At 60.5% G+C, this 26555-nt stretch carries 24 protein-coding genes; 23 read left to right on the top strand and 1 reads right to left on the bottom strand.

The genetic code is table 11. The annotated features are described in order from the left end of the window. From bamA to ispD, 15 genes are all read left to right on the top strand, one after another. The coding region (bamA, locus tag AC09SL_RS29160) for an outer membrane protein assembly factor BamA (RefSeq protein WP_479571971.1) at positions 1-1219 on the top strand (1219 nt) is incomplete at its 5' end. Between the two features lie 45 nt (positions 1220-1264). Further along, the gene (locus tag AC09SL_RS29155) at positions 1265-1768 is read left to right on the top strand and encodes an OmpH family outer membrane protein (RefSeq protein WP_058545768.1); all 504 of its coding nucleotides are present in this window, start codon (positions 1265-1267) and stop codon (positions 1766-1768) included. A 3-nt stretch (positions 1769-1771) separates the two neighbouring features. Then, on the top strand, positions 1772-2827 hold the full coding sequence (gene lpxD / locus AC09SL_RS29150; RefSeq protein ID WP_058545769.1) for a UDP-3-O-(3-hydroxymyristoyl)glucosamine N-acyltransferase: 1056 nt from the start codon (positions 1772-1774) through the stop codon (positions 2825-2827). 105 nt (positions 2828-2932) lie between these two features. Then, positions 2933-3373: a 3-hydroxyacyl-ACP dehydratase FabZ gene (gene fabZ / locus AC09SL_RS29145; protein WP_003184897.1), complete on the top strand. Its 441-nt coding sequence runs from the start codon at positions 2933-2935 to the stop codon at positions 3371-3373. Beyond that, the gene (lpxA, locus tag AC09SL_RS29140; protein ID WP_053118863.1) at positions 3370-4146 is read left to right on the top strand and encodes an acyl-ACP--UDP-N-acetylglucosamine O-acyltransferase; all 777 of its coding nucleotides are present in this window, start codon (positions 3370-3372) and stop codon (positions 4144-4146) included. Before fabZ ends, lpxA begins: the two co-directional genes overlap by 4 nt. A gap of 2 nt (positions 4147-4148) precedes the next feature. After that, the gene (lpxB, locus tag AC09SL_RS29135; protein ID WP_064107119.1) at positions 4149-5279 is read left to right on the top strand and encodes a lipid-A-disaccharide synthase; all 1131 of its coding nucleotides are present in this window, start codon (positions 4149-4151) and stop codon (positions 5277-5279) included. Next, positions 5276-5920, top strand: coding sequence for a ribonuclease HII (rnhB, locus tag AC09SL_RS29130; RefSeq protein ID WP_058542197.1), 645 nt, complete (start codon positions 5276-5278; stop codon positions 5918-5920). Before lpxB ends, rnhB begins: the two co-directional genes overlap by 4 nt. A gap of 183 nt (positions 5921-6103) precedes the next feature. Then, on the top strand, positions 6104-9625 hold the full coding sequence (gene dnaE / locus AC09SL_RS29125; RefSeq protein ID WP_058542196.1) for a DNA polymerase III subunit alpha: 3522 nt from the start codon (positions 6104-6106) through the stop codon (positions 9623-9625). 150 nt (positions 9626-9775) lie between these two features. Beyond that, the gene (locus AC09SL_RS29120; protein WP_003198261.1) at positions 9776-10723 is read left to right on the top strand and encodes an acetyl-CoA carboxylase carboxyltransferase subunit alpha; all 948 of its coding nucleotides are present in this window, start codon (positions 9776-9778) and stop codon (positions 10721-10723) included. A 150-nt stretch (positions 10724-10873) separates the two neighbouring features. Continuing rightward, positions 10874-12199 (top strand): tRNA lysidine(34) synthetase TilS, encoded by a 1326-nt coding sequence (gene tilS, locus AC09SL_RS29115; protein WP_058542195.1) that lies wholly within the window; start codon positions 10874-10876, stop codon positions 12197-12199. Between the two features lie 274 nt (positions 12200-12473). Then, complete coding sequence (locus tag AC09SL_RS29110; protein ID WP_058542194.1) at positions 12474-14105, top strand: CTP synthase; 1632 nt, start codon at positions 12474-12476, stop codon at positions 14103-14105. A gap of 4 nt (positions 14106-14109) precedes the next feature. Further along, the gene (kdsA, locus tag AC09SL_RS29105; RefSeq protein WP_058542193.1) at positions 14110-14955 is read left to right on the top strand and encodes a 3-deoxy-8-phosphooctulonate synthase; all 846 of its coding nucleotides are present in this window, start codon (positions 14110-14112) and stop codon (positions 14953-14955) included. Between the two features lie 252 nt (positions 14956-15207). Continuing rightward, positions 15208-16497, top strand: coding sequence for a phosphopyruvate hydratase (eno, locus tag AC09SL_RS29100; protein ID WP_058542192.1), 1290 nt, complete (start codon positions 15208-15210; stop codon positions 16495-16497). 171 nt (positions 16498-16668) lie between these two features. Beyond that, on the top strand, positions 16669-16947 hold the full coding sequence (ftsB, locus tag AC09SL_RS29095; protein WP_003184873.1) for a cell division protein FtsB: 279 nt from the start codon (positions 16669-16671) through the stop codon (positions 16945-16947). After that, positions 16944-17651 (top strand): 2-C-methyl-D-erythritol 4-phosphate cytidylyltransferase, encoded by a 708-nt coding sequence (gene ispD, locus AC09SL_RS29090; protein ID WP_058542191.1) that lies wholly within the window; start codon positions 16944-16946, stop codon positions 17649-17651. Before ftsB ends, ispD begins: the two co-directional genes overlap by 4 nt. Before the next feature lie 52 nt (positions 17652-17703). On the opposite strand, the gene AC09SL_RS29085 is transcribed toward ispD, so the two are convergent. Next, positions 17704-18600, bottom strand: coding sequence for a LysR family transcriptional regulator (locus AC09SL_RS29085; RefSeq protein WP_058542190.1), 897 nt, complete (start codon positions 18598-18600; stop codon positions 17704-17706). A gap of 107 nt (positions 18601-18707) precedes the next feature. Between AC09SL_RS29085 and AC09SL_RS29080 the strand changes: the two genes are divergently transcribed. From AC09SL_RS29080 to rpoS, 8 genes are all read left to right on the top strand, one after another. Beyond that, a complete protein-coding gene (locus AC09SL_RS29080; RefSeq protein ID WP_058542189.1) occupies positions 18708-19820 on the top strand; it encodes an S-(hydroxymethyl)glutathione dehydrogenase/class III alcohol dehydrogenase in 1113 nt (370 codons plus the stop codon). Positions 19821-19828: 8 nt separating this feature from the next. Next, entirely contained in the window at positions 19829-20674 is an 846-nt protein-coding gene (gene fghA, locus AC09SL_RS29075) for an S-formylglutathione hydrolase (RefSeq protein WP_058542188.1), read from the top strand. 43 nt (positions 20675-20717) lie between these two features. Further along, positions 20718-21191, top strand: coding sequence for a 2-C-methyl-D-erythritol 2,4-cyclodiphosphate synthase (ispF, locus tag AC09SL_RS29070; protein WP_003184863.1), 474 nt, complete (start codon positions 20718-20720; stop codon positions 21189-21191). Further along, positions 21188-22246, top strand: coding sequence for a tRNA pseudouridine(13) synthase TruD (gene truD / locus AC09SL_RS29065; RefSeq protein WP_058542187.1), 1059 nt, complete (start codon positions 21188-21190; stop codon positions 22244-22246). Before ispF ends, truD begins: the two co-directional genes overlap by 4 nt. Continuing rightward, positions 22234-22983, top strand: coding sequence for a 5'/3'-nucleotidase SurE (gene surE, locus AC09SL_RS29060; RefSeq protein WP_058542186.1), 750 nt, complete (start codon positions 22234-22236; stop codon positions 22981-22983). The genes truD and surE overlap by 13 nt, the downstream gene beginning before the upstream one ends. A gap of 41 nt (positions 22984-23024) precedes the next feature. Next, on the top strand, positions 23025-23660 hold the full coding sequence (locus tag AC09SL_RS29055) for a protein-L-isoaspartate(D-aspartate) O-methyltransferase (protein WP_175360805.1): 636 nt from the start codon (positions 23025-23027) through the stop codon (positions 23658-23660). 211 nt (positions 23661-23871) lie between these two features. Continuing rightward, positions 23872-24717, top strand: coding sequence for a peptidoglycan DD-metalloendopeptidase family protein (locus tag AC09SL_RS29050; protein WP_081264542.1), 846 nt, complete (start codon positions 23872-23874; stop codon positions 24715-24717). Between the two features lie 106 nt (positions 24718-24823). After that, positions 24824-25831 carry an RNA polymerase sigma factor RpoS gene (rpoS, locus tag AC09SL_RS29045; protein WP_058542184.1) on the top strand — a complete coding sequence of 336 codons (1008 nt, stop codon included), beginning with the start codon at positions 24824-24826 and terminating at the stop codon, positions 25829-25831. Positions 25832-26555 lie beyond the last annotated feature (724 nt).

Genomic DNA, 26555 nt, shown 5'->3' with positions numbered 1-26555 from the left:
CCGCCTGGAGCGCCTGGGCTTCTTCAAGGAAGTCAACGTCGAGACCCCGGCCGTGCCGGGCGTCGATGACCAGGTCGATGTGAACTACAGCGTCGAAGAGCAGGCTTCCGGCTCGATCACCGCCAGTGTCGGTTTTGCCCAGAGCGCCGGTTTGATCCTCGGTGGTTCGATCACCCAGAACAACTTCCTGGGTACCGGTAACAGGGTCAGCGTCGGCTTGACCCGCAGTGAGTACCAGACCCGCTACAACTTCGGTTATGTGGACCCGTACTGGACCGCTGATGGTGTGAGCCTGGGCTACAACGCCTTCTATCGCACCACCGACTATGACGAGCTCGATTCCGATATCTCCAGCTATGCTGTGGACAGCTACGGTGTCGGTGCCAACGTGGGTTACCCGATCAGCGAGACTTCGCGCCTGACCTTCGGCCTCACCGCCCAACAGGACAAGATCAACACGGGCAAGTACACCGTTGACGAGATCTTTGACTTCGTTAACAAGGAAGGTGATAGCTACCTGAACTTCAAGGCGTCTGCCGGTTGGTCCGAGTCGACCCTGAACAAGGGCGTACTAGCGACCCGTGGTCATTCCCAGAGCCTGGTTCTGGAAACGACTACGCCAGGCAGTGACCTGTCGTTCTTCAAACTTGACTATCGTGGCCAGCTGTTCCAGCCGTTGACCGACAACTACACCATGCGCCTGCACACCGAACTGGGCTATGGCGACGGCTACGGTTCGACCGATGGCCTGCCGTTCTACGAGAACTACTACGCCGGTGGTTTCAACTCGGTGCGTGGCTTCAAGGACAGTACCTTGGGCCCGCGCAGTACGCCGAGCCAGGGCACCAACCCGGGGACCATTAAAGACCCGGACCAGGATCCACTGCCATTCGGTGGCAACGTCCTCATTCAGGGCGGTGCCGAGATCCTGTTCCCGATGCCGTTCGTCAAGGATCAACGTTCCCTGCGTACCTCGGTATTCTGGGACGTGGGTAACGTTTTCGACTCCAGTTGCAGCGACACCACCAACGCCAACGGCACCAAGTCCAACACAAAGTGCAACGACATCAGCCTGAGCAACCTGGCCAGTTCCGTGGGTGTGGGCGTGACCTGGGTCACCGCACTGGGCCCCTTGAGCTTCGCATTGGCGATGCCGATCAAGAAACCGGATGACGCTGAAACCCAAGTGTTCCAATTCTCCCTCGGCCAGACGTTCTAAGCGTCTGACCCAAGATAACGACAATGGATTTTGTAGGAGTACATCGTGCGTAAGTTGACTCAATTGGTTCTCCTGGCGACCTTACTGGTCGCAGGTCCGGCTTTTGCCGACATGAAGATCGCCGTGCTGAATTATCAGATGGCCCTGCTGGAATCCGACGCGGCGAAGAAATATGCCGTGGATGCGGAGAAGAAATTCGGCCCGCAACTGACCAAGCTCAAGGGCCTGGAAAGCAGCGCCAAGGGCATTCAGGATCGTCTGGTAGCCGGTGGCGACAAGATGGCCCAGGGTGAGCGCGAGCGTCTGGAGCTTGAATTCAAGCAAAAGGCCCGTGACTTCCAGTTCCAGTCCAAGGAGCTGAACGAAGCGAAAGCTGTTGCCGACCGCGAGATGCTCAAGCAACTCAAGCCTAAACTCGACCGAGCCGTGGAAGAAGTCATCAAGAAAGGTGGTTTTGACCTGGTGTTCGAGCGTGGCGCTGTGATCGATGTCAAGCCTCAATACGACATCACGCGCCAGGTGATCGAGCGCATGAATCAGCTGAAGTAATCCATGACAGCGACTATCAAGCTCGGCCAGTTGGCCGAGTTCCTCGGCGCCACCCTGCGTGGCGACCCGGAGAAGGCAATTACTGGGCTAGCCACTTTGCAAGAGGCTGGCCCAGCTCAGTTGAGCTTTCTGGCAAATCCTCAATACCGCAAATACCTGGCCGACAGCCGGGCAGCCGCGCTATTGCTCAAGGCCGCTGACGCCGATGGGTTTGCCGGCGATGCCCTGATCGTGCCCGATCCGTACCTGGCGTATGCCCGCGTTTCCCATCTGTTCGATCCCAAGCCGAAATCGGCTGCCGGTATTCACCCCAGCGCAGTGATCGCGGCAGATGCCGTGGTTGACCCCACGGCCAGCGTCGGCCCGTTCGTGGTCATCGAAAGCGCGGCACGAATCGGTGCCGGCGTCACGCTGGGTGCCCATTGTGTCATTGGTGCGCGCAGCGAGATCGGCGAAGGTGGCTGGCTGGCACCACGGGTCACCCTGTATCACGATGTGCGCGTCGGCAAGCGGGTCGTGATTCAGTCCGGCGCAGTGCTGGGCGGCGAAGGGTTCGGTTTTGCCAACGAGAAAGGCATCTGGCAGAAAATTGCCCAGGTCGGCGGCGTCACCATTGGCGATGACGTGGAGATTGGCGTGAATACCGCGATCGACCGCGGTGCCCTGGCCGACACGGTCATTGGCAATGGCGTCAAGCTCGACAACCAGATCCAGATCGCCCACAACGTCCAGGTCGGTGACCACACCGCCATGGCCGCCTGCGTGGGCATCTCCGGCAGCACCAAGATCGGCAAGCACTGCATGCTCGCCGGTGGCGTGGGGCTGGTGGGTCATATCGATATCTGTGACAACGTGTTCCTGACCGGGATGACCATGGTGACTCACTCGATTACCGAGCCGGGTGCCTATTCTTCCGGTACGGCGATGCAGCCAGCAGCCGAATGGCGCAAGAGCGCGGCCCGTATCCGTCAGCTCGACGACATCGCGCGACGTCTGAAGCAGGTGGAAAAGCGTGTAGGGGACGTGACCCCTGGCGGTAATGCTTCATCAGATGGCTGATACCATTTCCATATCAAGTGTGCACAGCCGTTAGGGCTTCTTGATTTGCTAGCGGAGTGCGCGTCACTCGTGCGCTTCCAATCTTTACATAGGCTTCCCCCCGAAATGATGGACATCAACGAGATTCGCGAATACCTGCCTCACCGTTACCCGTTCCTGCTGGTGGATCGGGTGGTGGACCTGGACGTTGAAGGCAAGCGCATTCGCGCCTACAAGAATGTCAGCATCAACGAGCCGTTCTTCAATGGTCACTTCCCCGCGCATCCAATCATGCCGGGCGTATTGATCATCGAGGCGATGGCTCAGGCTGCCGGGATCCTTGGTTTCAAAATGCTCGACGTAAAGCCTGCCGACGGCACGCTCTATTACTTCGTCGGTTCCGACAAACTGCGCTTCCGTCAACCGGTCACCCCGGGCGATCAGTTGATCCTCGAAGCCAAGTTCATCAGTTGCAAGCGCCAGATCTGGAAGTTCGAATGCCAGGCTTCGGTCGACGGCAAGCCAGTCTGCTCCGCTGAAATCATCTGTGCGGAACGCAAGCTATGAGTTTGATTGACCCTCGCGCAATCATCGATCCGACGGCCGTTTTGGCCGCCGATGTCGAGGTCGGCCCGTGGTCGATTGTCGGCGCAGGTGTGGAAATCGGCGAGGGTACGGTGATCGGTCCCCACGTAATTCTCAAGGGACCGACCCGGATTGGTCGGCACAATCGCATCTACCAGTTTTCTTCGGTAGGCGAGGACACGCCCGATCTCAAGTACAAAGGTGAAGAAACCCGTCTGGTCATCGGCGATCACAACGTGATCCGCGAAGGTGTGACGATTCACCGTGGCACCGTTCAGGATCGTTCCGAAACGACCCTGGGCGACCACAACCTGATCATGGCCTATGCGCACATCGGCCATGACAGCGTGATTGGCAACCATTGCATCCTGGTCAACAACACGGCGCTGGCCGGCCATGTGCATGTGGATGATTGGGCGATCCTGTCCGGGTTCACCCTGGTGCACCAGTATTGCCATATCGGCGCCCATAGCTTCTCTGGCATGGGCACTGCCATCGGCAAGGACGTCCCGGCCTATGTCACGGTGTTCGGCAACCCGGCCGAAGCCCGCAGCATGAACTTCGAAGGCATGCGCCGTCGTGGTTTCAGCGAAGAGGCGATTACGGCGCTGCGTCGTGCCTACAAGGTCGTGTATCGCCAGGGCCTGACGGTCGAGCAAGCACTCGCCGAACTGGCCGAGGCTTCGGCGCAATACCCGGAAGTCGCGATCTTCCGCGACTCCATCCAGTCTTCGACCCGCGGCATCACTCGCTGACCATGGCTAACTTGCGTATTGCACTGGTGGCGGGAGAGGCTTCCGGTGACATTCTGGGCGCCGGTTTGATGCGCGCGCTCAAGGCGCAGCATCCCGCTGTCGAATTCATTGGCGTTGGCGGGCCGTTGATGGAGGCCGAGGGCCTGACGTCCTACTTCCCGATGGAACGCCTGTCGGTGATGGGCCTGGTGGAAGTGCTCGGTCGTCTGCGCGAGCTGCTGGCCCGGCGCAAGAAACTGATCCAGACCCTGATCGACGAAAAACCGGATGTGTTCATCGGCATCGATGCGCCGGATTTCACCCTCAATATCGAACTCAAGTTGCGTCAGGCCGGTATCAAGACCGTGCATTACGTCAGCCCGTCGGTCTGGGCCTGGCGGCAGAAGCGGGTGCTGAAGATTCGCGAAGGTTGCGACCTGATGCTGACGCTGCTGCCGTTCGAAGCCCGGTTCTACGAAGAGAAGGGTGTGCCGGTGCGGTTTGTCGGTCACACCCTGGCCGATACTATTCCCCTGGAAGCCGACCGCGACGCGGCCCGCCAGGCGTTGGGCTTGCCCGAGGGACCGCTGGTGGCCTTGATGCCCGGCAGCCGGGGCGGCGAAGTGAGTCGCCTGGGCGGCCTGTTTTTCGACGCCGCCGAGCGACTTCGGGCGCTGCGCCCCGGTGTACGTTTTGTCCTGCCGTGTGCCAGCGCGCAGCGTCGCGCCCAGTTGGAAGCGTTGCTGGTCGGTCGCGATTTGCCGGTGACGCTGCTCGACGGTCGTTCCCATGAGGCGTTGGCGGCTTGCGATGCCGTGTTGATTGCCTCCGGCACTGCTACCCTTGAAGCGCTGTTGTATAAACGCCCGATGGTGGTCGCCTATCGCCTGGCACCGCTGACGTTCTGGATTCTCAAGCGCATGGTCAAGAGTCCCTACGTGTCGTTGCCGAACCTGTTGGCCCAGCGCTTGTTGGTGCCGGAACTGCTGCAGGACGAGGCGAGCGCCGATGCGCTGGCCACCACGCTGTTGCCCTTGATTGATGGCGGCGAGGAACAGACCCGGGGCTTTGACGAAATCCACCGTACCTTGCGTCGTGATGCTTCCAACCAGGCAGCTGACGCGGTACTGACCCTGATTGGCGCAAAACCATGAGCAACCCAAAGCTACAGATGGGCCTGGATTTCAACCTGGTCGCCGAAGTGGAAGAACTGGTGGCCGGTGTCGATGAAGTGGGGCGTGGCCCGTTGTGCGGCGCGGTGGTGACGGCGGCGGTGATTCTCGACCCGAAGCGGCCGATCCTGGGCCTCAACGATTCGAAGAAGCTCACTGAAGCCCGTCGCGAAAAGCTCTACGACGAGATCTGCGAGAAAGCCCTGAGCTGGTGCATCGCCCGGGCCGAAGTCGAAGAAATCGATGAACTCAATATCCTGCACGCCACCATGCTTGCCATGCAGCGTGCCGTGCAGGGCCTGCACATCACGCCGAAATTGGCGATGATCGATGGCAATCGCTGCCCGAAATTGTCGATGCGCGCCGAAGCGGTGATCCAGGGCGACGGCAAGGTGCCAGCGATCGCAGCAGCCTCGATTCTGGCGAAGGTCAGCCGTGACCGGGAAATGAGCGCCTTCGAGTTGATCTACCCGGGCTATGGCATCGGCAGCCACAAGGGCTACCCGACCCCCGTTCATCTGGAGGCCCTGGCGCGCCTTGGGCCAACGCCGATCCATAGGCGTTCGTTCGCCCCGGTGCGGCTGGCTTATGAAGCCCGTGATGGCTTGATCGAAAGGATGTGACGAAAGCGTCGCAATGCCCTGCCATGCCCTGTAGGAGCTGTCGAGCGAAGCGAGGCTGCGATCTTTCCGCTGCCGATTGAGTCGAGAGTGAAAGATCGCAGGCTTCGACAGCTCCTACATGTTTTACCCAAGGCCCGGTACAATCCGGGCCTTGTTGTTTTCATGACTTAACGCAGGATCACTATGCCGGCTTCATTCGTTCATCTACGCCTGCACACTGAATACTCCCTGGTCGACGGTCTGGTGCGGATCAAGCCCCTGGTCAAGACCCTGGTGGGCATGAACATGCCTGCCGTGGCGGTCACCGACCAGAACAACATGTGTTCGCTGGTCAAGTTCTACAAGGCCGCCATGGGCGCCGGGATCAAGCCGATCTGTGGCGCCGACCTGTGGCTGTCGAACAAGGACCCGGACGCCCCGCTGAGCCGTATCAGCCTGTTGGTGATGAACGCCCTGGGCTATCGCAACCTCACCGAACTGATCTCCCGTGGTTTTATCGACGGCCAGCGCAACGGCTCGATCATCATCGAGCGCGAGTGGGTGGCCGAGGCCAGCGAAGGGCTGATCATGCTGTCGGCCGCCAAGGAGGGGGAAATCGGCCTGGCCCTGCTCAGCGGCAACCCTGAAGAAGCCGAGACGCTGGCCCGCGACTGGATGGCGGTGTTCCCGGATCGCTTCTACATCGAAGTGCAGCGCACCAACCGTCCCAATGACGAAGAGCACCTGCACGCCGCCGTCGCCCTGGCCGACAGGATCGGCGCGCCGCTGGTGGCGACCAACGATGTGCGCTTCATCAAGCAGGAAGATTTCGAAGCCCACGAGACCCGCGTCTGCATCGGTGAGGGCCGGGCCCTCGATGACCCGCGCCGTTCGAAGAACTACAGCGACCAGCAATACCTCAAGAGCGCCGAGGAAATGGCCGAGCTGTTCAGCGACCTGCCCGAGGCGCTGGAAAACACGGTCGAGATCGCCAAGCGCTGCAACATCGAAGTGAAACTGGGCAAACACTTCCTGCCCAACTTCCCGATTCCCGATGGCATGACCATCGACGAGTATTTCCGCAAGGTGTCCTTCGACGGCCTTGAGGATCGCCTCAGTGTCCTGCTGCCCAAGGACACCACCGAAGATTACGAAGCCAAGCGCCAGGTCTATGTCGATCGGTTGAATTTCGAGCTGGATATCATCATCCAGATGGGCTTTCCCGGTTACTTCCTGATCGTGATGGACTTTATCCAGTGGGCCAAGAACAACGGCGTGCCGGTGGGCCCTGGCCGTGGATCGGGTGCCGGGTCGCTGGTGGCCTACGTGCAGAAGATCACCGACCTCGACCCGTTGGAATACGACCTGCTGTTCGAACGTTTCCTCAACCCGGAACGGGTGTCGATGCCCGACTTCGACGTCGACTTCTGCATGGACGGTCGCGACCGGGTGATTGACTACGTGGCCGAGAAATATGGCCGCAACGCGGTGAGCCAGATCATCACGTTCGGTTCCATGGCCGCCAAGGCGGTGGTACGCGACGTGGCGCGGGTGCAGGGCAAGTCCTACGGTTTGGCGGATCGTCTGTCGAAGATGATTCCGTTCGAAGTCGGCATGACCCTGGAAAAAGCCTACGAGCAGGAAGAAATCCTGCGGGACTTCATCAAGGTCGACGAAGAAGCCGCAGAGATCTGGGAGATGGCCCGCAAGCTCGAAGGCGTGGTGCGTAACGTCGGCAAGCACGCCGGGGGCGTGGTGATCGCACCGACCAAGCTGACTGACTTCTCGCCGATCTATTGCGATGAAGAGGGCGACGGCCTGGTCACCCAGTTCGACAAGGATGACGTCGAGGCGGCGGGGCTGGTGAAGTTCGACTTCCTCGGTCTGCGGACCCTGACCATCATCGACTGGGCGCTGAAAACCATCAACCGTGACCGGGCCAAGGTCGGCGAAGCACCGCTGGACATTGCCTTTATTCCGCTGGATGACAAGCCGACCTACAGCCTGTTGCAAAAAGCCGAAACCACGGCAGTGTTCCAGCTTGAATCCCGGGGCATGAAGGAGCTGATCAAAAAGCTCAAGCCCGACTGTCTGGAAGACCTGATCGCACTGGTGGCCCTGTTCCGTCCGGGCCCGCTGCAATCGGGCATGGTGGATGACTTCATCAACCGCAAGCACGGGCGCGCCGAGCTGGCATACCCGCACTCCGATTATCAGTACGAAGGCTTGAAACCGGTGCTGGCACCGACCTACGGCATCATCCTGTATCAGGAACAGGTGATGCAGATTGCCCAGGTCATGGCCGGTTATACCCTCGGCGGCGCGGACATGCTGCGCCGGGCCATGGGTAAGAAAAAGCCCGAGGAGATGGCCAAGCAACGCGGCGGTTTCATTGAGGGGTGCGCCACCAACGGCATCGACCCTGACCTGGCCGGTAACATTTTCGACCTGGTGGAAAAGTTCGCCGGCTACGGCTTCAACAAATCCCACTCCGCCGCCTATGGCCTGGTGTCGTACCAGACCGCCTGGCTGAAGGCGCACTACCCGGCGCCGTTCATGGCTGCCGTGCTGTCGGCGGATATGCACAACACCGACAAGGTCGTGACCTTGATCGAAGAAGTGCGGACCATGAAGTTGCGCCTCGACGCACCGGACGTGAACGCTTCGGAGTTCAAGTTCACGGTGAACGACGAAGGCCGCATCATCTATGGCCTGGGCGCGATCAAGGGCGTGGGCGAGGGGCCGGTGGAGGCCATTACCGAAGCGCGCCAGGACGGGCCGTTCAAGGACCTGTTCGATTTCTGCGCCCGGGTTGACCTCAAGCGCATCAACAAGCGCACCCTCGACGGTTTGATCCGCAGTGGCGCGTTGGACCGCTTGGGCCCTTACTTCCAGGATGAGCCCAAGGCCTACCAGGCCAACATCGACCGCAACCGCGCGGTGTTGCTGGCGGCGATGGAGGAGGCGATCAAGGCCGCCGAACAGACTGCCCGCACCCATGACAGCGGCCACGCCGACCTGTTTGGCGGGCTGTTCGTCGAGGAAGACGCCGATGTCTACGGCAACCATCGCAAGGCCAAGGAACTGACCCTCAAGGAACGCCTCAAGGGTGAGAAAGACACCTTGGGCCTGTACCTCACCGGTCACCCGATCGACGAATACGAAGGCGAGATCCGCCGCTTCGCTCGCCAGCGCATCATCGACCTCAAGCCGGCGCGCGACACCCAAACCGTCGCCGGCATGATCATCGCCCTGCGGGTGATGAAGAACAAAAAGGGCGACAAGATGGGCTTCATCACCCTCGACGACCGCTCCGGGCGCATCGAGGCCTCATTGTTCGCCGATGCGTTCCACTCGGCGCAGTCGCTGTTGCAGACCGACGCGATGGTGGTGGTGGAAGGCGAGGTCAGCAACGATGACTTTTCCGGTGGCCTGCGCCTGCGGGTCAAGCGGGTGATGAGCATGGAGGATGCCCGTACCAACCTGGCCGAAAGCCTGCGCCTGAAGTTGCAGACCCAGGACCTCAAGGGCGATCAGCTACGCTGGTTGGGCGAATTGTTCAAGCGCCATCGCGGTGCATGCCCAATCACCATGGAGTACATGCGCCCCGACGCCAAGGCTGTGCTGCAGTTCGGCGAAGGCTGGCGGATCGATCCGGCGGACGCGTTGATTCAAGCCTTGCGTGACCAGTTCGGCAAAGACAACGTCTTCCTCCAATACCGTTGACGGCCAGGGGCCATTCTTGAAACCGGAATGCCTCCTGATCTCGACCCGAATTTTTAATCTCGACCTGAACGCGCCTCTCCCTTAAGGTAGGCGCGAATAGACAACCGGCCGGCCCAAGCTCTCTTGGACGTCGACCCAAGACGGACGCCTATGAACCCGAATTTTCTAGATTTCGAACAGCCGATCGCCGACCTGCAAGCCAAGATCGAAGAGTTGCGCTTGGTCGGTAATGACAATTCGCTGAATATCGGCGATGAAATCTCTCGTCTGCAGGACAAAAGCCGCACGCTGACCGAAGACATCTTCGGCAAGCTGACCAGTTGGCAGATCGCCCGCCTGGCGCGTCATCCACGTCGTCCCTATACCCTGGACTACATCGACCACATCTTCACCGAGTTCGATGAGCTGCATGGCGACCGTCACTTCTCCGACGACGCCGCGATCGTCGGCGGTGTCGCCCGCCTGGACGACCAGCCGGTGATGGTTATCGGCCACCAGAAAGGCCGCGAAGTGCGCGAGAAGGTGCGCCGCAACTTCGGCATGCCGCGTCCGGAAGGCTACCGCAAGGCATGCCGCCTGATGGAAATGGCCGAGCGCTTCAAGATGCCGATCCTGACCTTCATCGACACGCCGGGCGCCTACCCGGGCATCGACGCCGAAGAGCGCAACCAGAGCGAAGCGATTGCCTGGAACCTGCGCGTCATGGCGCGCCTGAAAACCCCGATCATCGCCACTGTAATTGGCGAAGGTGGTTCCGGCGGTGCGCTGGCCATCGGTGTCTGCGACCAGTTGAACATGCTGCAATATTCCACCTATGCCGTGATCTCGCCGGAAGGCTGCGCCTCGATCCTGTGGAAAACCGCCGAGAAGGCGCCGGATGCCGCTGAGGCCATGGGCATTACCGCCGAGCGTCTCAAAGGCCTGGGCATCGTGGACAAAGTGATTAACGAGCCAGTCGGCGGCGCTCACCGCGACCCGGCTGCGGCAGCGGCGCTGATTCGTGCCGAGCTGAGCTCGCAACTGTCGATGCTCAAGAAGTTCGACAACGAAGCGCTGCTGGCTCGTCGCTACGAGCGGTTGATGAGCTACGGTCTCTGATCTGACCAGGCTTCCAGCTGTTGTGGGGAGCCAATGTGGGAGCGGGCTTGCTCGCGAAAGCGGTTTAACATTCAACCCATGTGTTGACTGATTCACCGCCTTCGCGAGCAAGCCCGCTCCCACATTTGATTTGTGCCAAGGCTGAAACCCATGAACACAAGCAACGATCTGCCCGCCCGCCTGCTCACCCAACTCTCTCCCTGGCGCAACGCCGTCACCTGGCGCATCGCCTTCTCCGGCGGCCTCGACTCCACCGTCCTGCTGCACCTGCTCGCGACCCTTGCGAAAACCCATCCCCTGCCAGCGCTAAGCGCCCTCCACATCCATCATGGCCTTCAGGCTGTGGCTGATGCATGGCCGGACCATTGTCGCTTGGTCTGCGAGGGCCTTGGGGTGCCGTTGCAAGTGATTAATGTGCAAGTCCGGCCCGGTGCCAGCGTCGAACGTGCCGCCCGGGAGGCGCGCTATGAAGCCTTTGTGGCGGCACTGCACGGCAATGAAGTGCTGCTCACGGCCCAGCACCGCGACGATCAGGCCGAAACCCTGCTGTTTCGCCTGCTAAGGGGGGCAGGGGTGAGGGGGTTGGCGGCGATGCCGCGCCAGCGTCCTTTGGGCCTTGGGCATTTGCTGCGACCCTTGCTCGATGTGTCCCGTGCCGAGCTGGAGGCCTATGCGACACAACAGGGCTTGCGCTGGATCGAAGACCCGTCCAACGACGACCACCGGTACGCGCGCAACTACCTGCGCCAGCGGGTTTTGCCAGTGCTGGCCGAGCAATGGCCCCAAGCCTCGACGACCTTGGCGCGCAGCGCTGCGCACATGGGGCAAGCCCAAGGTTTGCTGGACGATTTGGCACGAATCGACCTGGCCCAGGCCGCGACTCCGGGCGCGTTCGACTGGCTCGGGCTGCAATCCCTGGCGCTGGCGCCTCTGCGGGCGTTGTCGCCGGCCCGTCAGCGCAATGCCTTGAGCCACTGGTTGGCACCGATGACCCTGCTGCCCGACACCGATCACTGGTCGGGCTGGGACGCGTTGCGCGATGCCGCCGACGATGCCCGGCCGATCTGGCGCCTGGCCGGTGGCGAGCTGCACCGGGCCGCCGGACGGGTCTGGTGGTTATCCGACCACTGGCTATGTTCCCTGCCAGGCGCCGTCGACTGGGCCGATCCGGCGGTTGCATTGCGCTTGCCGGACAATGGCCGGGTGGTGCTCGACGGCACGCCGCCTGCGGGGCCGCTTAGCGTGCGCTATCGTCAAGGCGGCGAGGTGATGGCGTTAGCGGGGCGTGGTCACCGTGACCTCAAGCGTTTGCTCAATGAAAAGGCGGTGCCGGCGTTCGTTCGCGGTCGATTGCCGCTGCTCTATCAGGGCGAGCAATTGCTGGCGGTGGCCAACCTGGCTGGGCTCGATGCACAGGCTGATGGCAGTTGGCAATTGATCTGGACGCCAGGAAGCCAAGATCTGGGTTTGAGCTGAAAGGGGCTTTCCGGTAGACTACGCTCCCTTCTTGATACAACTTCTGTGGATTCGCCTGAATTGCAGGAGTTGCCGATTACCAAGCAGTCTTTGCTGGGCGATTCCAAAAAATGTGTAGCGAGCAACGTACCGGTGATTTCACTTCCGGTCTGTCCCAACGCGGCGGTTTTTTTGAAAGGTGCACTGTGATTAATGCAGGTGATCGGGGGCTTCGGCCTTCCTTCGCTTTCCCCGGCGGCTCGGACCGCTTTAACGCAGACTTCTAGGGTTTTTCATGACGCGCTACATATTCGTCACGGGCGGTGTTGTTTCTTCATTGGGGAAAGGCATTGCCTCGGCTTCATTGGCGGCCATCCTGGAGGCGCGGGGACTTAAGGTCACCATGCTCAAGCTGGACCCGTACATCAACGTTGACCCGGGCACCATGAGCCCGTTCCAGCACGGTGAAGTGTTCGTCACCCACGACGGCGCCGAGACCGACCTGGACCTGGGCCACTACGAGCGGTTCATCCGCACGACCATGACCCAGAACAACAACTTCACCACCGGCCGTGTCTACGAACACGTGCTGCGCAAGGAGCGTCGCGGTGACTACCTGGGCGCGACCATCCAGGTCATCCCGCACATCACCGACGAGATCAAGCGCCGCATCATCAAGGGTGCTGGCGATGCCGACGTGGCGATGGTCGAAATCGGCGGTACCGTGGGCGACATCGAGTCCCAACCGTTCCTCGAGGCGATCCGCCAGTTGCGTTTCGAAATCGGCGCCAAGCGCGCGATGCTGATGCACCTGACACTGGTGCCGTACATCGCCACCGCCGGTGAAACCAAGACCAAGCCCACCCAGCACTCGGTCAAGGAACTGCGCTCCATCGGCCTGCAGCCAGACGTGCTGATCTGCCGCTCCGATCACCCGATCGACATCTCGTCGCGTCGCAAGATCGCCCAGTTCACCAACGTTGAAGAGCGCGCGGTCATCGGCCTGGAAGACGCCGACACCATCTACAAGATCCCGGGCATCCTGCACTCCCAGGGCCTGGACGACTTCGTCGTCGAGCGCTTCGGCCTGCAATGCGCCAGTGCCGACCTGTCCGAGTGGGACGCCGTGGTCGATGCCAAGCTCAACCCGGAGCACGAAGTCACCATCGCCATGGTCGGCAAGTACATGGAACTGCTGGACGCCTACAAGTCGCTGATCGAGGCGATGAGTCACGCCGGCATCAGCAACCGCACCAAGGTCAACCTGCGCTACATCGATTCCGAAGACATCGAGAACCAGGGCACCGGCCTGCTCGAAGGCGCCGATGCGATCCTCGTGCCGGGCGGCTTCGGCCTGCGGGGCGTGGAAGGCAAGATCACTGCCGTGCAATACGCTCGCGAAAACAAGGTGCCTTACCTGGGTATCTGCCTGGGCATGCAGGTGGCGGTCATCGAGTTCGCTCGTAACGTGCTGGGCTGGAAAGACGCCAACTCCACCGAGTTCGATCGCGCCAGTGGCCATCCGGTCGTGGGCCTGATCACCGAGTGGGAAGATGCCACCGGCGCGGTGGAAGTGCGTACCGAAAGTTCTGACCTGGGCGGCACCATGCGTCTCGGTGCCCAGGAGTGCCTGCTCGAAGCCGGCTCCAAGGTGCACGATTGCTACGCCAAGGATGTGATCGTCGAGCGTCACCGTCATCGCTACGAAGTGAACAACAACCTGCTGCCGCAACTGATCGAGGCCGGCCTGAAGATCTCCGGTCGTTCCGGTGACGGCGCGCTGGTCGAAGTGGTCGAGTCCCCGGATCACCCATGGTTCGTCGCCTGCCAGTTCCACCCTGAGTTCACCTCGACGCCACGGGACGGTCATCCATTGTTCAGCGGTTTTGTGAAGGCCGCTTTGGCTCAACACCAGAAAAAGGCATAAGACGATGGCCCAGAAGATCATCCGCGTCGGCGACATCGAGATTGCCAACGACAAGCCCATGGTGCTGTTTGGTGGCATGAACGTGCTGGAAAGCCGCGACATGGCGATGCAGGTCTGTGAGGAGTACGTGAAGGTTACCCAGAAACTGGGTATCCCTTATGTGTTCAAGGCCAGCTTCGACAAGGCCAACCGTTCCTCCGTGACGTCCTACCGTGGCCCGGGCCTGGAAGAAGGCATGCGGATCTTCCAGGACATCAAGCAAGCCTTTGGCGTGCCGATCATCACCGACGTCCACGAGCCTGCCCAGGCCGCGGTCGTCGCCGAGGTCTGCGACATCATCCAGTTGCCGGCCTTCCTGTCGCGCCAGACCGACCTGGTGGTCGCGATGGCCAAGACCGGTGCGGTGATCAACATCAAGAAAGCCCAGTTCCTCGCGCCCCAGGAAATGAAACACATCCTGAGCAAGTGCGAAGAGGCTGGAAATGACCAGTTGATCCTCTGCGAGCGTGGTTCGAGCTTCGGCTACAACAACCTGGTGGTGGACATGCTCGGCTTCGGCATCATGAAGCAGTTCGAATACCCGGTGTTCTTCGACGTGACCCACGCCTTGCAGATGCCCGGTGGTCGTTCCGACTCCGCCGGCGGTCGTCGCGCCCAGGTCACCGATCTGGCCAAGGCGGGCATGAGCCAGTCCCTGGCCGGTCTGTTCCTCGAGGCCCACCCCGATCCAGACAACGCCAGGTGCGATGGCCCTTGTGCCTTGCGTTTGAACAAGCTGGAACCCTTCCTGTCTCAGCTCAAGGCGTTGGACGAACTGGTCAAGAGTTTTCCGACGATAGAAACCGCGTAACGCGGTTTTCTCCGGTAAAGTATCGCTCGATTATCGCTCTGGCCCGCTGGCCGCACTGCTCTTGCGCGAGCATGGCTTGCCAGCGATGGCGTCCTTGAGGGCCCCATCGCCGGCAAGCCGTGCTCTTGTGGCGAGGGAGCTTGCTCCCGCTGGCGTGCGAAGCGCTCCCATTCGGTCTCTTTTGGCTGAATCGCAGCTGAGGGTGAGCAAGTTTTCTGCAACGTTCTAGTCAACTTTGGAGTGTTTACAACAATGGCAAAAATCGTCGACATCAAAGGTCGTGAAGTTCTCGACTCCCGTGGCAACCCCACTGTTGAAGCGGACGTGCTTCTCGACAACGGTATCATCGGCAGCGCCTGCGCGCCGTCCGGTGCTTCCACTGGCTCGCGCGAAGCGCTGGAGCTGCGTGATGGCGACAAGAGCCGTTACCTGGGCAAGGGCGTGCTCAAAGCCGTCGCCAATATCAACGGTCCGATCCGCGACCTGTTGCTGGGCAAGGATCCTGCCGACCAGAAAGCCCTCGATCACGCGATGATCAAGCTCGACGGTACCGAAAACAAAGCCACCCTGGGCGCCAACGCGATCCTCGCCGTGTCCCTGGCCGCTGCCAAGGCTGCCGCCCAGGACCAGGACCTGCCGCTGTACGCCCACATCGCCAACCTCAACGGTACCCCGGGTGTCTACTCGATGCCGGTGCCGATGATGAACATCATCAACGGCGGCGAGCACGCCGATAACAACGTCGACATCCAGGAATTCATGGTGCAGCCGGTTGGCGCCAAGACCTTCTCCGAAGGCCTGCGCATGGGCACCGAGATTTTCCATCACCTCAAAGCCGTGTTGAAGGCTCGTGGCCTGAGCACCGCGGTTGGCGACGAAGGCGGTTTCGCACCGAACCTGGCGTCCAACGAAGATGCGCTGAAAGTGATCTCCGAAGCCGTGGCCAACGCCGGTTACACGCTGGGCACCGATGTGACCCTGGCCCTGGACTGCGCCGCCAGTGAGTTCTATGAAGACGGCAAGTACAACCTGTCCGGCGAAGGCCAGGTGTTCACCGCCGAAGGTTTCGCCGACTACCTCAAGGGCCTGACCGAACGCTATCCGATCATCTCCATCGAAGACGGCCTGGACGAGTCCGACTGGGCCGGCTGGAAAATCCTCACCGACAAGATCGGCGAGAAAACCCAGTTGGTGGGTGACGACCTGTTCGTGACCAACACCAAGATCCTGAAAGAAGGCATCGACAAGAAGATCGCCAACTCGATCCTGATCAAGTTCAACCAAATCGGCACCCTGACCGAAACCCTGGAAGCCATCCAGATGGCCAAGGCTGCCGGCTACACCGCCGTGATCTCCCACCGCTCCGGCGAAACCGAAGATTCGACCATCGCCGACCTGGCCGTGGGCACTGCGGCGGGCCAGATCAAGACCGGTTCACTGTGCCGTTCCGACCGTGTTTCCAAGTACAACCAACTGCTGCGTATCGAAGAGCAATTGAATGGCAAGGCCAAGTACAACGGTCGCGCCGAGTTTCGTGGTTAAGCGGTAAATGGTAAAAAGACAGCGGATTAGGTCGCAAAAGTCGCCATGGCGACGGTTTTGCCTCTAATCTGATGCCTTATCAAGCACAAGCCTGGGTTTTCCAGGCTTCGTGCTATCAGACGCTTCAAAGTTTGGCATGGCGGTCTTTTTTCACTGGATACCTGATATTCGATGCGCAGTCCCAATTGGTTGTTTCTTGTCTTGCTCCTGTTGCTGGCCGGCCTGCAGTACCGCCTGTGGGTGGGCAATGGTAGCTTGGCGCAAGTGGCCGACCTGACTCAGCAAATTGCCGACCAACACGCCGAAAACGAGGCGCTGCTGGAACGTAATCGGGTGATGGACGCCGAAGTGACAGAACTGAAAAAAGGCATGGAGACCGTTGAAGAGCGGGCTCGACATGAGCTGGGCATGGTCAAGGAGGGCGAAACCCTCTACCAGTTGGCCCAATGAGTATCCGTTTGCCGGCCTTCTGGGCCGTGATTCCTGCCGCGGGCGTTGGCGCTCGTATGGCCGCGGACCGTCCCAAGCAATACCTGCAGTTGGGCGGACGCACAATTCTTGAACACAGCCTCGGCTGTTTCCTCGATCATCCCACCGTCAAGGGCGTGGTGGTCAGCCTTGCACACGATGATCCTTACTGGCCGACCCTGGCCTGCGCCAGTGACACCCGCATCCAGCGCGTCGACGGCGGCGAGCAACGTTCGGATTCAGTGCTCAATGCCTTGCTGTACCTGCACGAGCAGGGCGCCGACGATCATGACTGGGTGCTGGTGCATGACGCTGCCCGGCCCAACCTGGCCCGTGACGACCTGGACACACTGCTCCGCGAGTTGGCGACCGATCCGGTCGGCGGGCTGCTGGCTGTCCCGGCGCGCGACACCCTCAAGCGTGTCGACAAACACGGCCGCGTGCTGGAAACCGTTGACCGCAGTGTTATCTGGCAAGCCTACACACCACAGATGTTCCGTCTCGGCGCCTTGCATCGGGCCTTGGCCGACAGCCTGGTAGCAGACGCGGTGATTACCGACGAAGCGTCCGCCATGGAGTGGGCCGGGCAGGCACCGCGGTTGATTGAAGGGCGAGCGGATAACATCAAGGTCACCCGGCCGGAAGACCTGGAGTGGTTGCGCCAGCGGTGGGCGAATCGGCATTAAACCGGATCTGTTTCCTCGTTAGATCGTCACCCCAGACGACAAAAAACCGCTGTCACCCCCGATACTCCGGCCGCCCAGCCAACCCCTCCTTCAAGTAATCCACCAACTTGCGCACTTTCGGCGACAGGTGCCGCTGCTGCGGGTACAACGCCCACACCGCCGTATTCGGCGGCTGATGAGCCTCCAGCAGCGAGATCAATGCACCACTGTGCAAATGTTCCAGCACGTAGTAATCCGGTAACTGACACAACCCCACCCCTTGCAACGCCGCATCAAGCACCGCTTGCCCACTGTTGCAGCGCCAGTTTCCCTGTACCCGCTGGGAAAATTCCCGCCCGTTCTGCTCCAGTTGCCAGATGTCGGAGCTGCCGATCAGGCAATTGTGGCGGCTCAGTTCCGACAAACTATGGGGCCGTCCGTAGCGTTCCAGGTAAGAGGGTGAAGCGCACAGGTACATGCGCCGCGGTGCCAGGCGCGTGGCGACCAGGCGGGAGTCTTGCAAGCGACCCAGGCGAATCGCCAGGTCGAGGCCGTCGTGCACCAGGTCCAGAGGGCGATTGCTCAGCTCGATGTCCACCCGCAATTGCGGGTAAAGCCCCATGAATCGCGTCACCAGCGGCACGATAAATCGCTCGCCATAGGCCACGGCGCAGGTCATGCGCAGCATGCCCTTGGGTTCGCTGGCCAGGTCGCCGACGGCTCGCAGTGCTTCCTCGCGTCCGTCCTGCAGGCGCTGGCAATGCTGCAAAAAGGTTTGTCCGGCTTCGGTCAGTGTTACCCGGCGGGTACTGCGGTACAGCAAGCGTGTCTGTAGGCGCTCTTCAAGCCGTACGATTTGTCGACTGATATGGGAAGACGAAACCCCGAGACGTTCGGCAGCAGCGGTGAATTGGCTACATTCGGCCACGGCCACAAACTCATCGATACCTTCCCAGCGGTTCTCAGGCATGAAGGATTATCCCTGTGCAGCAATAATGTTTTGCTTTTGGTTGGATTATTCATTGTTCGGCGGAGGATTACACTCCCGGTCTTGTTTTTATTTGCTGGAGAATCCGGATGATCAAGTCGCGCGCTGCCGTTGCCTTCGAGGCCAAGAAACCCCTGGAAATCGTTGAAGTCGACGTCGCCATGCCCAAGGCGGGCGAAGTGCTGTTGCGCGTGGTGGCTTCCGGTGTCTGCCACACTGACGCCTACACCTTGTCGGGCGCCGACCCGGAAGGGATCTTCCCGTCGATCCTGGGCCATGAAGGCGGCGCCATTGTCGAAGCCATCGGCGAAGGCGTGACCTCTGTCGCGGTGGGTGACCATGTGATCCCGCTGTACACGCCGGAGTGCGGCCAGTGCAAATTCTGTAAGTCGGGCAAGACCAACCTCTGCCAGGCGATTCGCGCCACCCAGGGCAAAGGCCTGATGCCGGATGGCACTTCGCGCTTTTCCTACAAGGGCGAGACGATTTTCCACTACATGGGTACCTCGACGTTCTCTGAGTACACCGTGCTGCCGGAAATCTCCGTCGCGAAGATTCAAAAAGAAGCCCCGCTGGAAAAAGTCTGCCTGCTGGGTTGCGGCGTCACCACCGGTATCGGCGCGGTACTCAATACCGCCAAGGTCAAGCCGGGTGACACCGTGGCGATCTTCGGCCTGGGCGGCATCGGCCTGTCGGCGGTGATTGGCGCGGTGAAGGCCAAGGCCTCGCGCATCATTGCCATCGACATCAACCCGGCCAAGTTCGAAATCGCCAAGCAACTGGGTGCCACCGATTGCGTCAACCCGAAAGACTTCGACCGCCCGATCCAGGAAGTCATCGTGGATATGACCGACGGCGGTGTGGACTTTTCCTTCGAGTGCATCGGCAACGTCCAGTTGATGCGTGCCGCGCTGGAGTGCTGCCACAAGGGTTGGGGCGAATCGGTGATCATCGGCGTGGCCGGCGCCGGCCAGGAAATCGCCACCCGTCCATTCCAATTGGTGACCGGGCGCGTCTGGCGCGGTTCGGCCTTTGGCGGCGTGCGCGGTCGCAGCGAATTGCCAAGCTACGTGGAAATGGCCGAGAAGGGCGAAATCCCGCTGGATACCTTCATCACCCACACCATGGGCCTGGAAGATATCAACAAGGCGTTCGACCTGATGCATGAAGGCAAGAGCATCCGCACCGTTATCCATTTCTGAGGTCGGTCATGAGTCTGGAAAACATCTCCTGCCAGAAAAGCTTCGGCGGCTGGCACAAACGTTACCGGCACCGTTCCGACGTGCTCGGTTGTGACATGGTATTTGCCGTGTACCTGCCGCCGCAAGCCGAGCAGGGCGGCAAGTTGCCTGTGCTGTATTGGTTGTCCGGGCTGACCTGCACCGACGAGAATTTCATGCAAAAGGCCGGTGCCCAGCGCATGGCCGCCGAGTTGGGCCTGATTATCGTTGCGCCGGACACCAGCCCCCGTGGCGCCGATGTGCCGGGCGATCCGGACGGTGCCTGGGACTTCGGCCTGGGGGCGGGCTTTTATCTGAACGCCACGCAGGATCCATGGGCGCGGCACTATCGGATGCACGACTACGTGGTGCAGGAATTGCCGACACTCGTCGAAGCGCATTTCCCTGCCTCGGACAGGCGCGGCATCAGTGGTCACTCCATGGGCGGCCATGGCGCGCTGGTCTGCGCCTTGCGCAACCCGGGGCGTTACCGCTCGGTGTCGGCGTTTTCGCCAATCAACAATCCGATGGATTGCCCATGGGGCCAGAAGGCTTTCTCTCGTTACCTGGGAGAGGACCGCTCGAAATGGCGGGAATGGGATGCCTGTGCATTGATTGCCGAGGCGCAGGAGAAGCTGCCACTGCTGGTGGACCAAGGCGATCGCGATGATTTCCTGGCCAACCAGCTCAAGCCCGAAGCCTTGCAACAGGCGACCAAGGCTGCCGACCATCCGTTGGAACTGCGTCTGCAACCGGGCTACGACCACAGCTATTTCTTCATCGCCAGCTTCATTGACGACCACTTGCAGCATCATGCGCGCGCTCTAAACGTCTAATGCAGGTAGAATCACGCCCTGACAAAAATCGGGGCGTTTTTTTATGCGTATTGGCCACGGCTACGATGTTCACCGTTTCGCTGAAGGCGACTTCATTACTCTGGGCGGCGTGCGGATCGCACACGGCTTCGGGCTGCTCGCGCATTCTGACGGTGATGTCCTGCTGCACGCCTTGAGCGATGCACTGCTCGGCGCGGCTGCCCTGGGTGACATCGGCAAGCACTTCCCCGACACCGATCCGCAATTCAAGGGCGCCGACAGCCGCGTGTTGCTGCGTCATGTGGTCTCGCTGATCCACGCCAAGGGCTGGAAAGTCGGCAATGTCGACAACACCATCGTTGCCCAGGCCCCCAAGATGGCGCCGCATATCGAAGCGATGCGCCAATTGATTGCCGAGGATCTTCAAGTTGAGTTGGACCAAGTGAACGTGAAAGCCACCACCACCGAGAAGCTGGGCTTCGTCGGTCGCGAAGAGGGCATTGCCGTCCACTCCGTTGCGTTGTTGCTGCGCCCATGACCGAACTGGAACTGTTGGGGCCGCGGGCCTACGGCGAGTCGTTGGGCAGCGCGGTACTCAAGGCCAGCGCTGAAGATTTCCAGGTCGATGAAGTGCTCGACATTCCGTTGACCGGCGATGGCGAGCATTTGTGGATCTGGGTTGAAAAACGTGGCTTGAACACCGAAGAAGCCGCGCGGCGAATCGCCAAGGCTGCCGGCGTGCCGTTGCGCACCGTCAGCTACGCCGGGCTCAAGGATCGTCAGGCCCTGACCCGCCAGTGGTTCAGCGTCCAATTGCCGGGCAAGGCCGATCCGGACTTGTCGGCGGCAGAGAACGACACGCTGAAGATCCTCAAGACCGCACGCCACAGGCGCAAGCTGCAACGCGGCGCGCACTCGGCCAATGGCTTTACCTTGCGCCTGACCCAATTCAAGGGTGACACGGCGGCGATCGATGCGCGCCTGCAAGAGATTGTCCGCCAAGGCATCCCCAACTATTTTGGCGCCCAGCGTTTCGGCCATGACGGCGGCAATGTCGTCGATGCCCGGTCCTGGGCGGCACGCAAGGCCTTGCCGGAACAGCGCAATGTGCGCTCACGGCTGTTGTCCACCGCCCGCAGCTTTCTGTTCAACCGGGTGCTGGCGGCGCGGGTCGCCGACGGTACCTGGCAGAAAGCACAGGTGGGCGATTTGCTCGCCTTCACCGACAGCCGCAGTTTTTTCCCGGCCGGCGAGGCTGAGTGCAGCGACCCGCGCCTGGCCATTCTCGACTTGCACCCGACCGGGCCGCAGTGGGGCGAGGGACCTTCGCCCGCCGCCGGCGCGACGTTCGAGCTCGAACAAGCCATCGCTGCGGGCGAGGCCGATTTGCGGGACTGGTTGATAAACGCGGGAATGAGTCACGAACGTCGCATCCTGCGACTGCCCATTGGCGGGCTGTCGTGGCATTATCCCGAGTCTGACATTCTGCAACTGGAATTCGTCCTGCCGGCCGGATGTTTCGCCACTGTCTTGGTGCGCGAACTCGTCGATCTGGTGCCGGTGGGGCAGACGGACAGCCCATGCGTATTCTGATTTCTAACGACGACGGGGTGACTGCACCCGGTCTTGCCGCGCTTTATGCTGCGCTGGCGGATTTTGCCGAGTGCGTGGTCATCGCCCCGGACCAGGACAAAAGCGGCGCCAGCAGCTCGCTGACGCTCGACCGTCCGTTGCACCCCTGCTATCTGGATAACGGTTTCATCAGCCTCAATGGCACCCCGACCGATTGCGTGCACCTGGGCCTCAACGGCTTGCTGGAGCGTGAGCCGGACATGGTGGCGTCGGGTATCAACCTGGGGGCCAACCTGGGGGACGATGTGTTGTATTCCGGCACGGTTGCCGCCGCCTTGGAAGGTCGCTTCCTGGAAAAGCCATCGTTTGCCTTTTCGTTCGTTTCACGGCAGGTCGATAACTTGCCGACCGCCGCCTATTTCGCCCGCAAACTGATCGAAGCCCATGGCGAGCTGGACCTGCCGCCACGCACGGTGCTGAACGTGAATATCCCCAACCTGCCGCTCGACCACATCCGTGGCATCCAGCTGACTCGCCTGGGCCACCGGGCCCGCGCGGCCAAGCCGATGCATGTCGTCGACCCGCGCGGCAAGGCCGGTTACTGGATCGCCGCTGCCGGTGATGCCGAGGACGGCGGGCCGGGCACTGACTTCCATGCGGTGATGCAAGGTTATGTCTCGATCACGCCGTTGCAACTGGACCGCACCTTCAACGACGCCTTTCGGACGCTCGATGGCTGGCTGGAGGGTCTGCGCTGATGGCTCGTGAGCAAGACGATATGCTACGCCGCGGAATCGGCATGACCTCCCAGCGCACCCGTGAACGACTGATCCAGCGCCTCTACGAAGAAGGCCTGTCCAATGCCCAGGTGCTGGAGGTGATTCGCCGCACGCCGCGCCATTTGTTCGTCGATGAAGCCCTGGCCCATCGCGCTTATGAAGACACGGCGTTGCCGATCGGCCACAACCAGACCATTTCCCAGCCTTACATGGTGGCCCGCATGAGCGAGTTGCTGCTGGAGGCGGGGCCGCTGGACAAGGTGATGGAGATCGGTACTGGCTCGGGTTACCAGACGGCGGTGTTGTCGCAACTGGTCGAGCGGGTGTTTTCCGTAGAGCGGATCAAGGTTTTGCAGGATCGCGCCAAGGAACGCCTGGTGGAGTTGAACCTGCGCAACGTGGTGTTTCGCTGGGGTGATGGCTGGGAAGGTTGGCCGGCCCTGGCGCCGTACAACGGTATCATTGTGACCGCGGTGGCTACCGATGTACCCCAGGCCCTGCTGGATCAGCTCGCTCCCGGTGGACGACTGGTCATTCCGGTGGGCTCCGGTGAAGTCCAGCAACTGATGCTGATCGTGCGTGAAGAACACGGCTTTTCACGACACGTTCTGGGGGCGGTGCGGTTCGTGCCGTTACTCAATGGGCCGTTGGCCTGAGCATTTATAAACAGACGCTGAATTCCGTGGCCGGGCCTGTGTCTTACAGCAGCACCGATTTGCTGAACAGAGTCCAACGGCGTCGAGCAAACGTGTGCGGCGACACATTGCGCTTCATTAATAGAGGGGCAATCGTTGCCAGCTATATTTGTATGAGTTCTGCCTGGACAGGCAGTTTCCAATTTTTCAGCCACCACAAAGGGAGCGGCGGGTGAGTCTCACAGTCATTGCGCAGCGTATGGGTATCACAAGCTTTCAGCGCCTGGTGACTGGCCTTGTCTTGAGCACTTTGCTGGTCGGATGTTCCAGTACGCCTTCGGGTAATGTCCGGGTTGTCGATCGCAACAGTGCAGCGCCTCAACGTCCTACAGTTACGACCGGCCAATATGTAGTCCGTCGCGGCGATACGCTGTATTCCATCGCTTTTCGCTACGGCTGGGACTACAAAGCCCTCGCGGCGCGCAACAACATTCCTGCGCCTTATACGATTCACCCCGGTCAGACGATTCGCTTCGATGGCCGTAGCGGTTCAACGCCTACGGCAGTGGTGACGCGGTCGGGTTCGACGGCTTCTTCGTCGAGTAAAACCACGGTTATTCGCCGGCCGACGGGGGCACGGACGGCGACAGTACCGTCCGTCGCGAGCAAATCGACACCCGCTCCGACGCCTTCCGCAGGCCCTGCCCCGACAGGCTGGGGATGGCCTTCTAATGGCGTTCTCATTGGAAAATTCTCTTCAAACGGTAGTTTGAATAAAGGAATTGATATCGCCGGGGATTTGGGACAGCCTGTTTTAGCCGCGTCTGATGGCACGGTTGTGTACGCCGGGAGTGGTTTGAGGGGCTACGGCGAACTCGTGATCATCAAACACAGCGATACCTACGTCAGTGCCTACGGTCACAACCGCAGGCTGTTGGTTCGGGAGGGGCAGCAGGTCAAAGTCGGACAGACAATTGCCGAAATGGGATCAACGGGAACAGACCGGGTGAAACTGCATTTTGAGATTCGCCGGCAAGGTAAACCAGTCGATCCGCTGCAATTCCTGCCACGACGTTGATTTGATTGTCAGCCTGTTCCGTCACGTAGAGGGAACAGGCTCCAGCGTTGCCAAGGATAAAGGCGTCGCTTGAGCTTGAGGTCGAACTCACCAAAGGACTATAACAATGGCTCTCAGTAAAGAAGTGCCGGAGTTTGACATCGACGATGAGGTTCTCCTTATGGAGACCGGCATCGCTACGGATTCGATGTCGAATGATGAAGGGGCGACTCCACCTTCCGTTCGTGCCAAATCCAGACACTCCGCTTCGCTTAAACAACATAAGTACATCGATTACACCCGGGCGCTGGACGCCACTCAGCTGTACCTCAACGAAATCGGTTTCTCGCCACTGCTCTCCCCCGAGGAAGAAGTTCATTTTGCGCGGCTGTCGCAAAGTGGCGACCCGGCCGGCCGAAAACGCATGATTGAAAGCAACCTGCGCCTGGTGGTGAAAATCGCCCGACGTTATGTCAATCGTGGGCTTTCGCTGCTGGACCTGATCGAAGAGGGCAACCTGGGCCTGATTCGCGCTGTCGAGAAATTCGACCCTGAGCGCGGCTTCCGTTTCTCGACCTATGCCACCTGGTGGATCCGCCAGACCATCGAACGGGCGATCATGAACCAGACCCGGACTATCCGGTTGCCGATTCATGTGGTCAAGGAACTGAACGTCTACCTGCGGGCTGCCCGTGAGTTGACTCAGAAACTCGACCATGAACCTTCACCTGAAGAAATCGCCAACCTGTTGGAAAAACCGGTAGGTGAGGTCAAGCGCATGCTTGGGCTCAACGAGCGGGTTTCCTCGGTGGACGTTTCCCTGGGGCCGGACTCGGATAAAACCTTGCTCGACACCCTCACCGATGATCGTCCGACCGATCCGTGCGAGTTGCTCCAGGACGATGACTTGTCCCAGAGCATTGACCAGTGGCTTTCGGAGCTGACCGACAAGCAACGGGAAGTGGTGATTCGCCGCTTCGGCTTGCGCGGCCATGAAAGCAGCACGCTTGAAGATGTAGGCTTGGAGATTGGTTTGACCCGTGAGCGAGTGAGGCAGATCCAGGTTGAAGGTCTCAAGCGTTTGCGAGAGATTCTGGAGAAGAACGGCTTGTCGAGCGAGTCGTTGTTTCAATAACACCAGTGCAGCAGCGAATGCCTCCGCATCAGGGGTAATGCTGTTTACTTAGAGAAAATGGCGCTTCTTTCAGAAATGGGAGGTGCCATTTTTTTTGGCTTGGATTTGGGGGTATATCCGTTTTTTGCGTAACGACGGCTTATGGTTCCGCTCTTACAGCGGCTCACTTTTGAAAAGCGCAAAAGTAAGCAAAACGCTCATGCCCCACCACTCGGTGCCTCGCTTAGGCTCGGCATGCCTGAACGAAGGCATTGCTCCGTGGGCCGCCGCGAAGGGCCATCCATGGCCCAGCGCGGCTAACCCGGCATCCATGCCGGGTTGCCCACTGCGCAATACCTTCGTTCAGCCAGCGTGGTTAACGGGGCCGCCCCAGATCAAAAGCAAAAACGAGGCGGCCTGATAGCCGACCTGGTTCTGGGTGGGACCGCGTTTCCCCTGTGTGCGAGCTTGCTCGCGATGGCGGTGGGTCAGTTTGCGGTGATGTTGGATGTGCCGGCCTCTTCGCGAGCAAGCCCGCTCCCACAGGAGGTCTGTGTTGGATATGAATTTTGTGTCCGCTGAAGATTGAATGTGGGAGCGAGCTTGCTCGCGATGGCGGTGGTTCAGTTACATGGATGTTGGGCTTGCTGGCCTCATCGCGAGCAGGCTCGCTCCCACAGGAGAAATGCGGTCCCGCCCAGAACCAGGTCGGCTGTTAGGCCGCCTCGCGGTGGACGTTGATCTC

It is taken from the genome of Pseudomonas sp. PF05, from assembly GCF_056521845.1.
The sequence above is the reverse complement of the archived record's forward strand: the minus strand, read 5'-3'. Positions and strand labels throughout refer to the sequence as shown.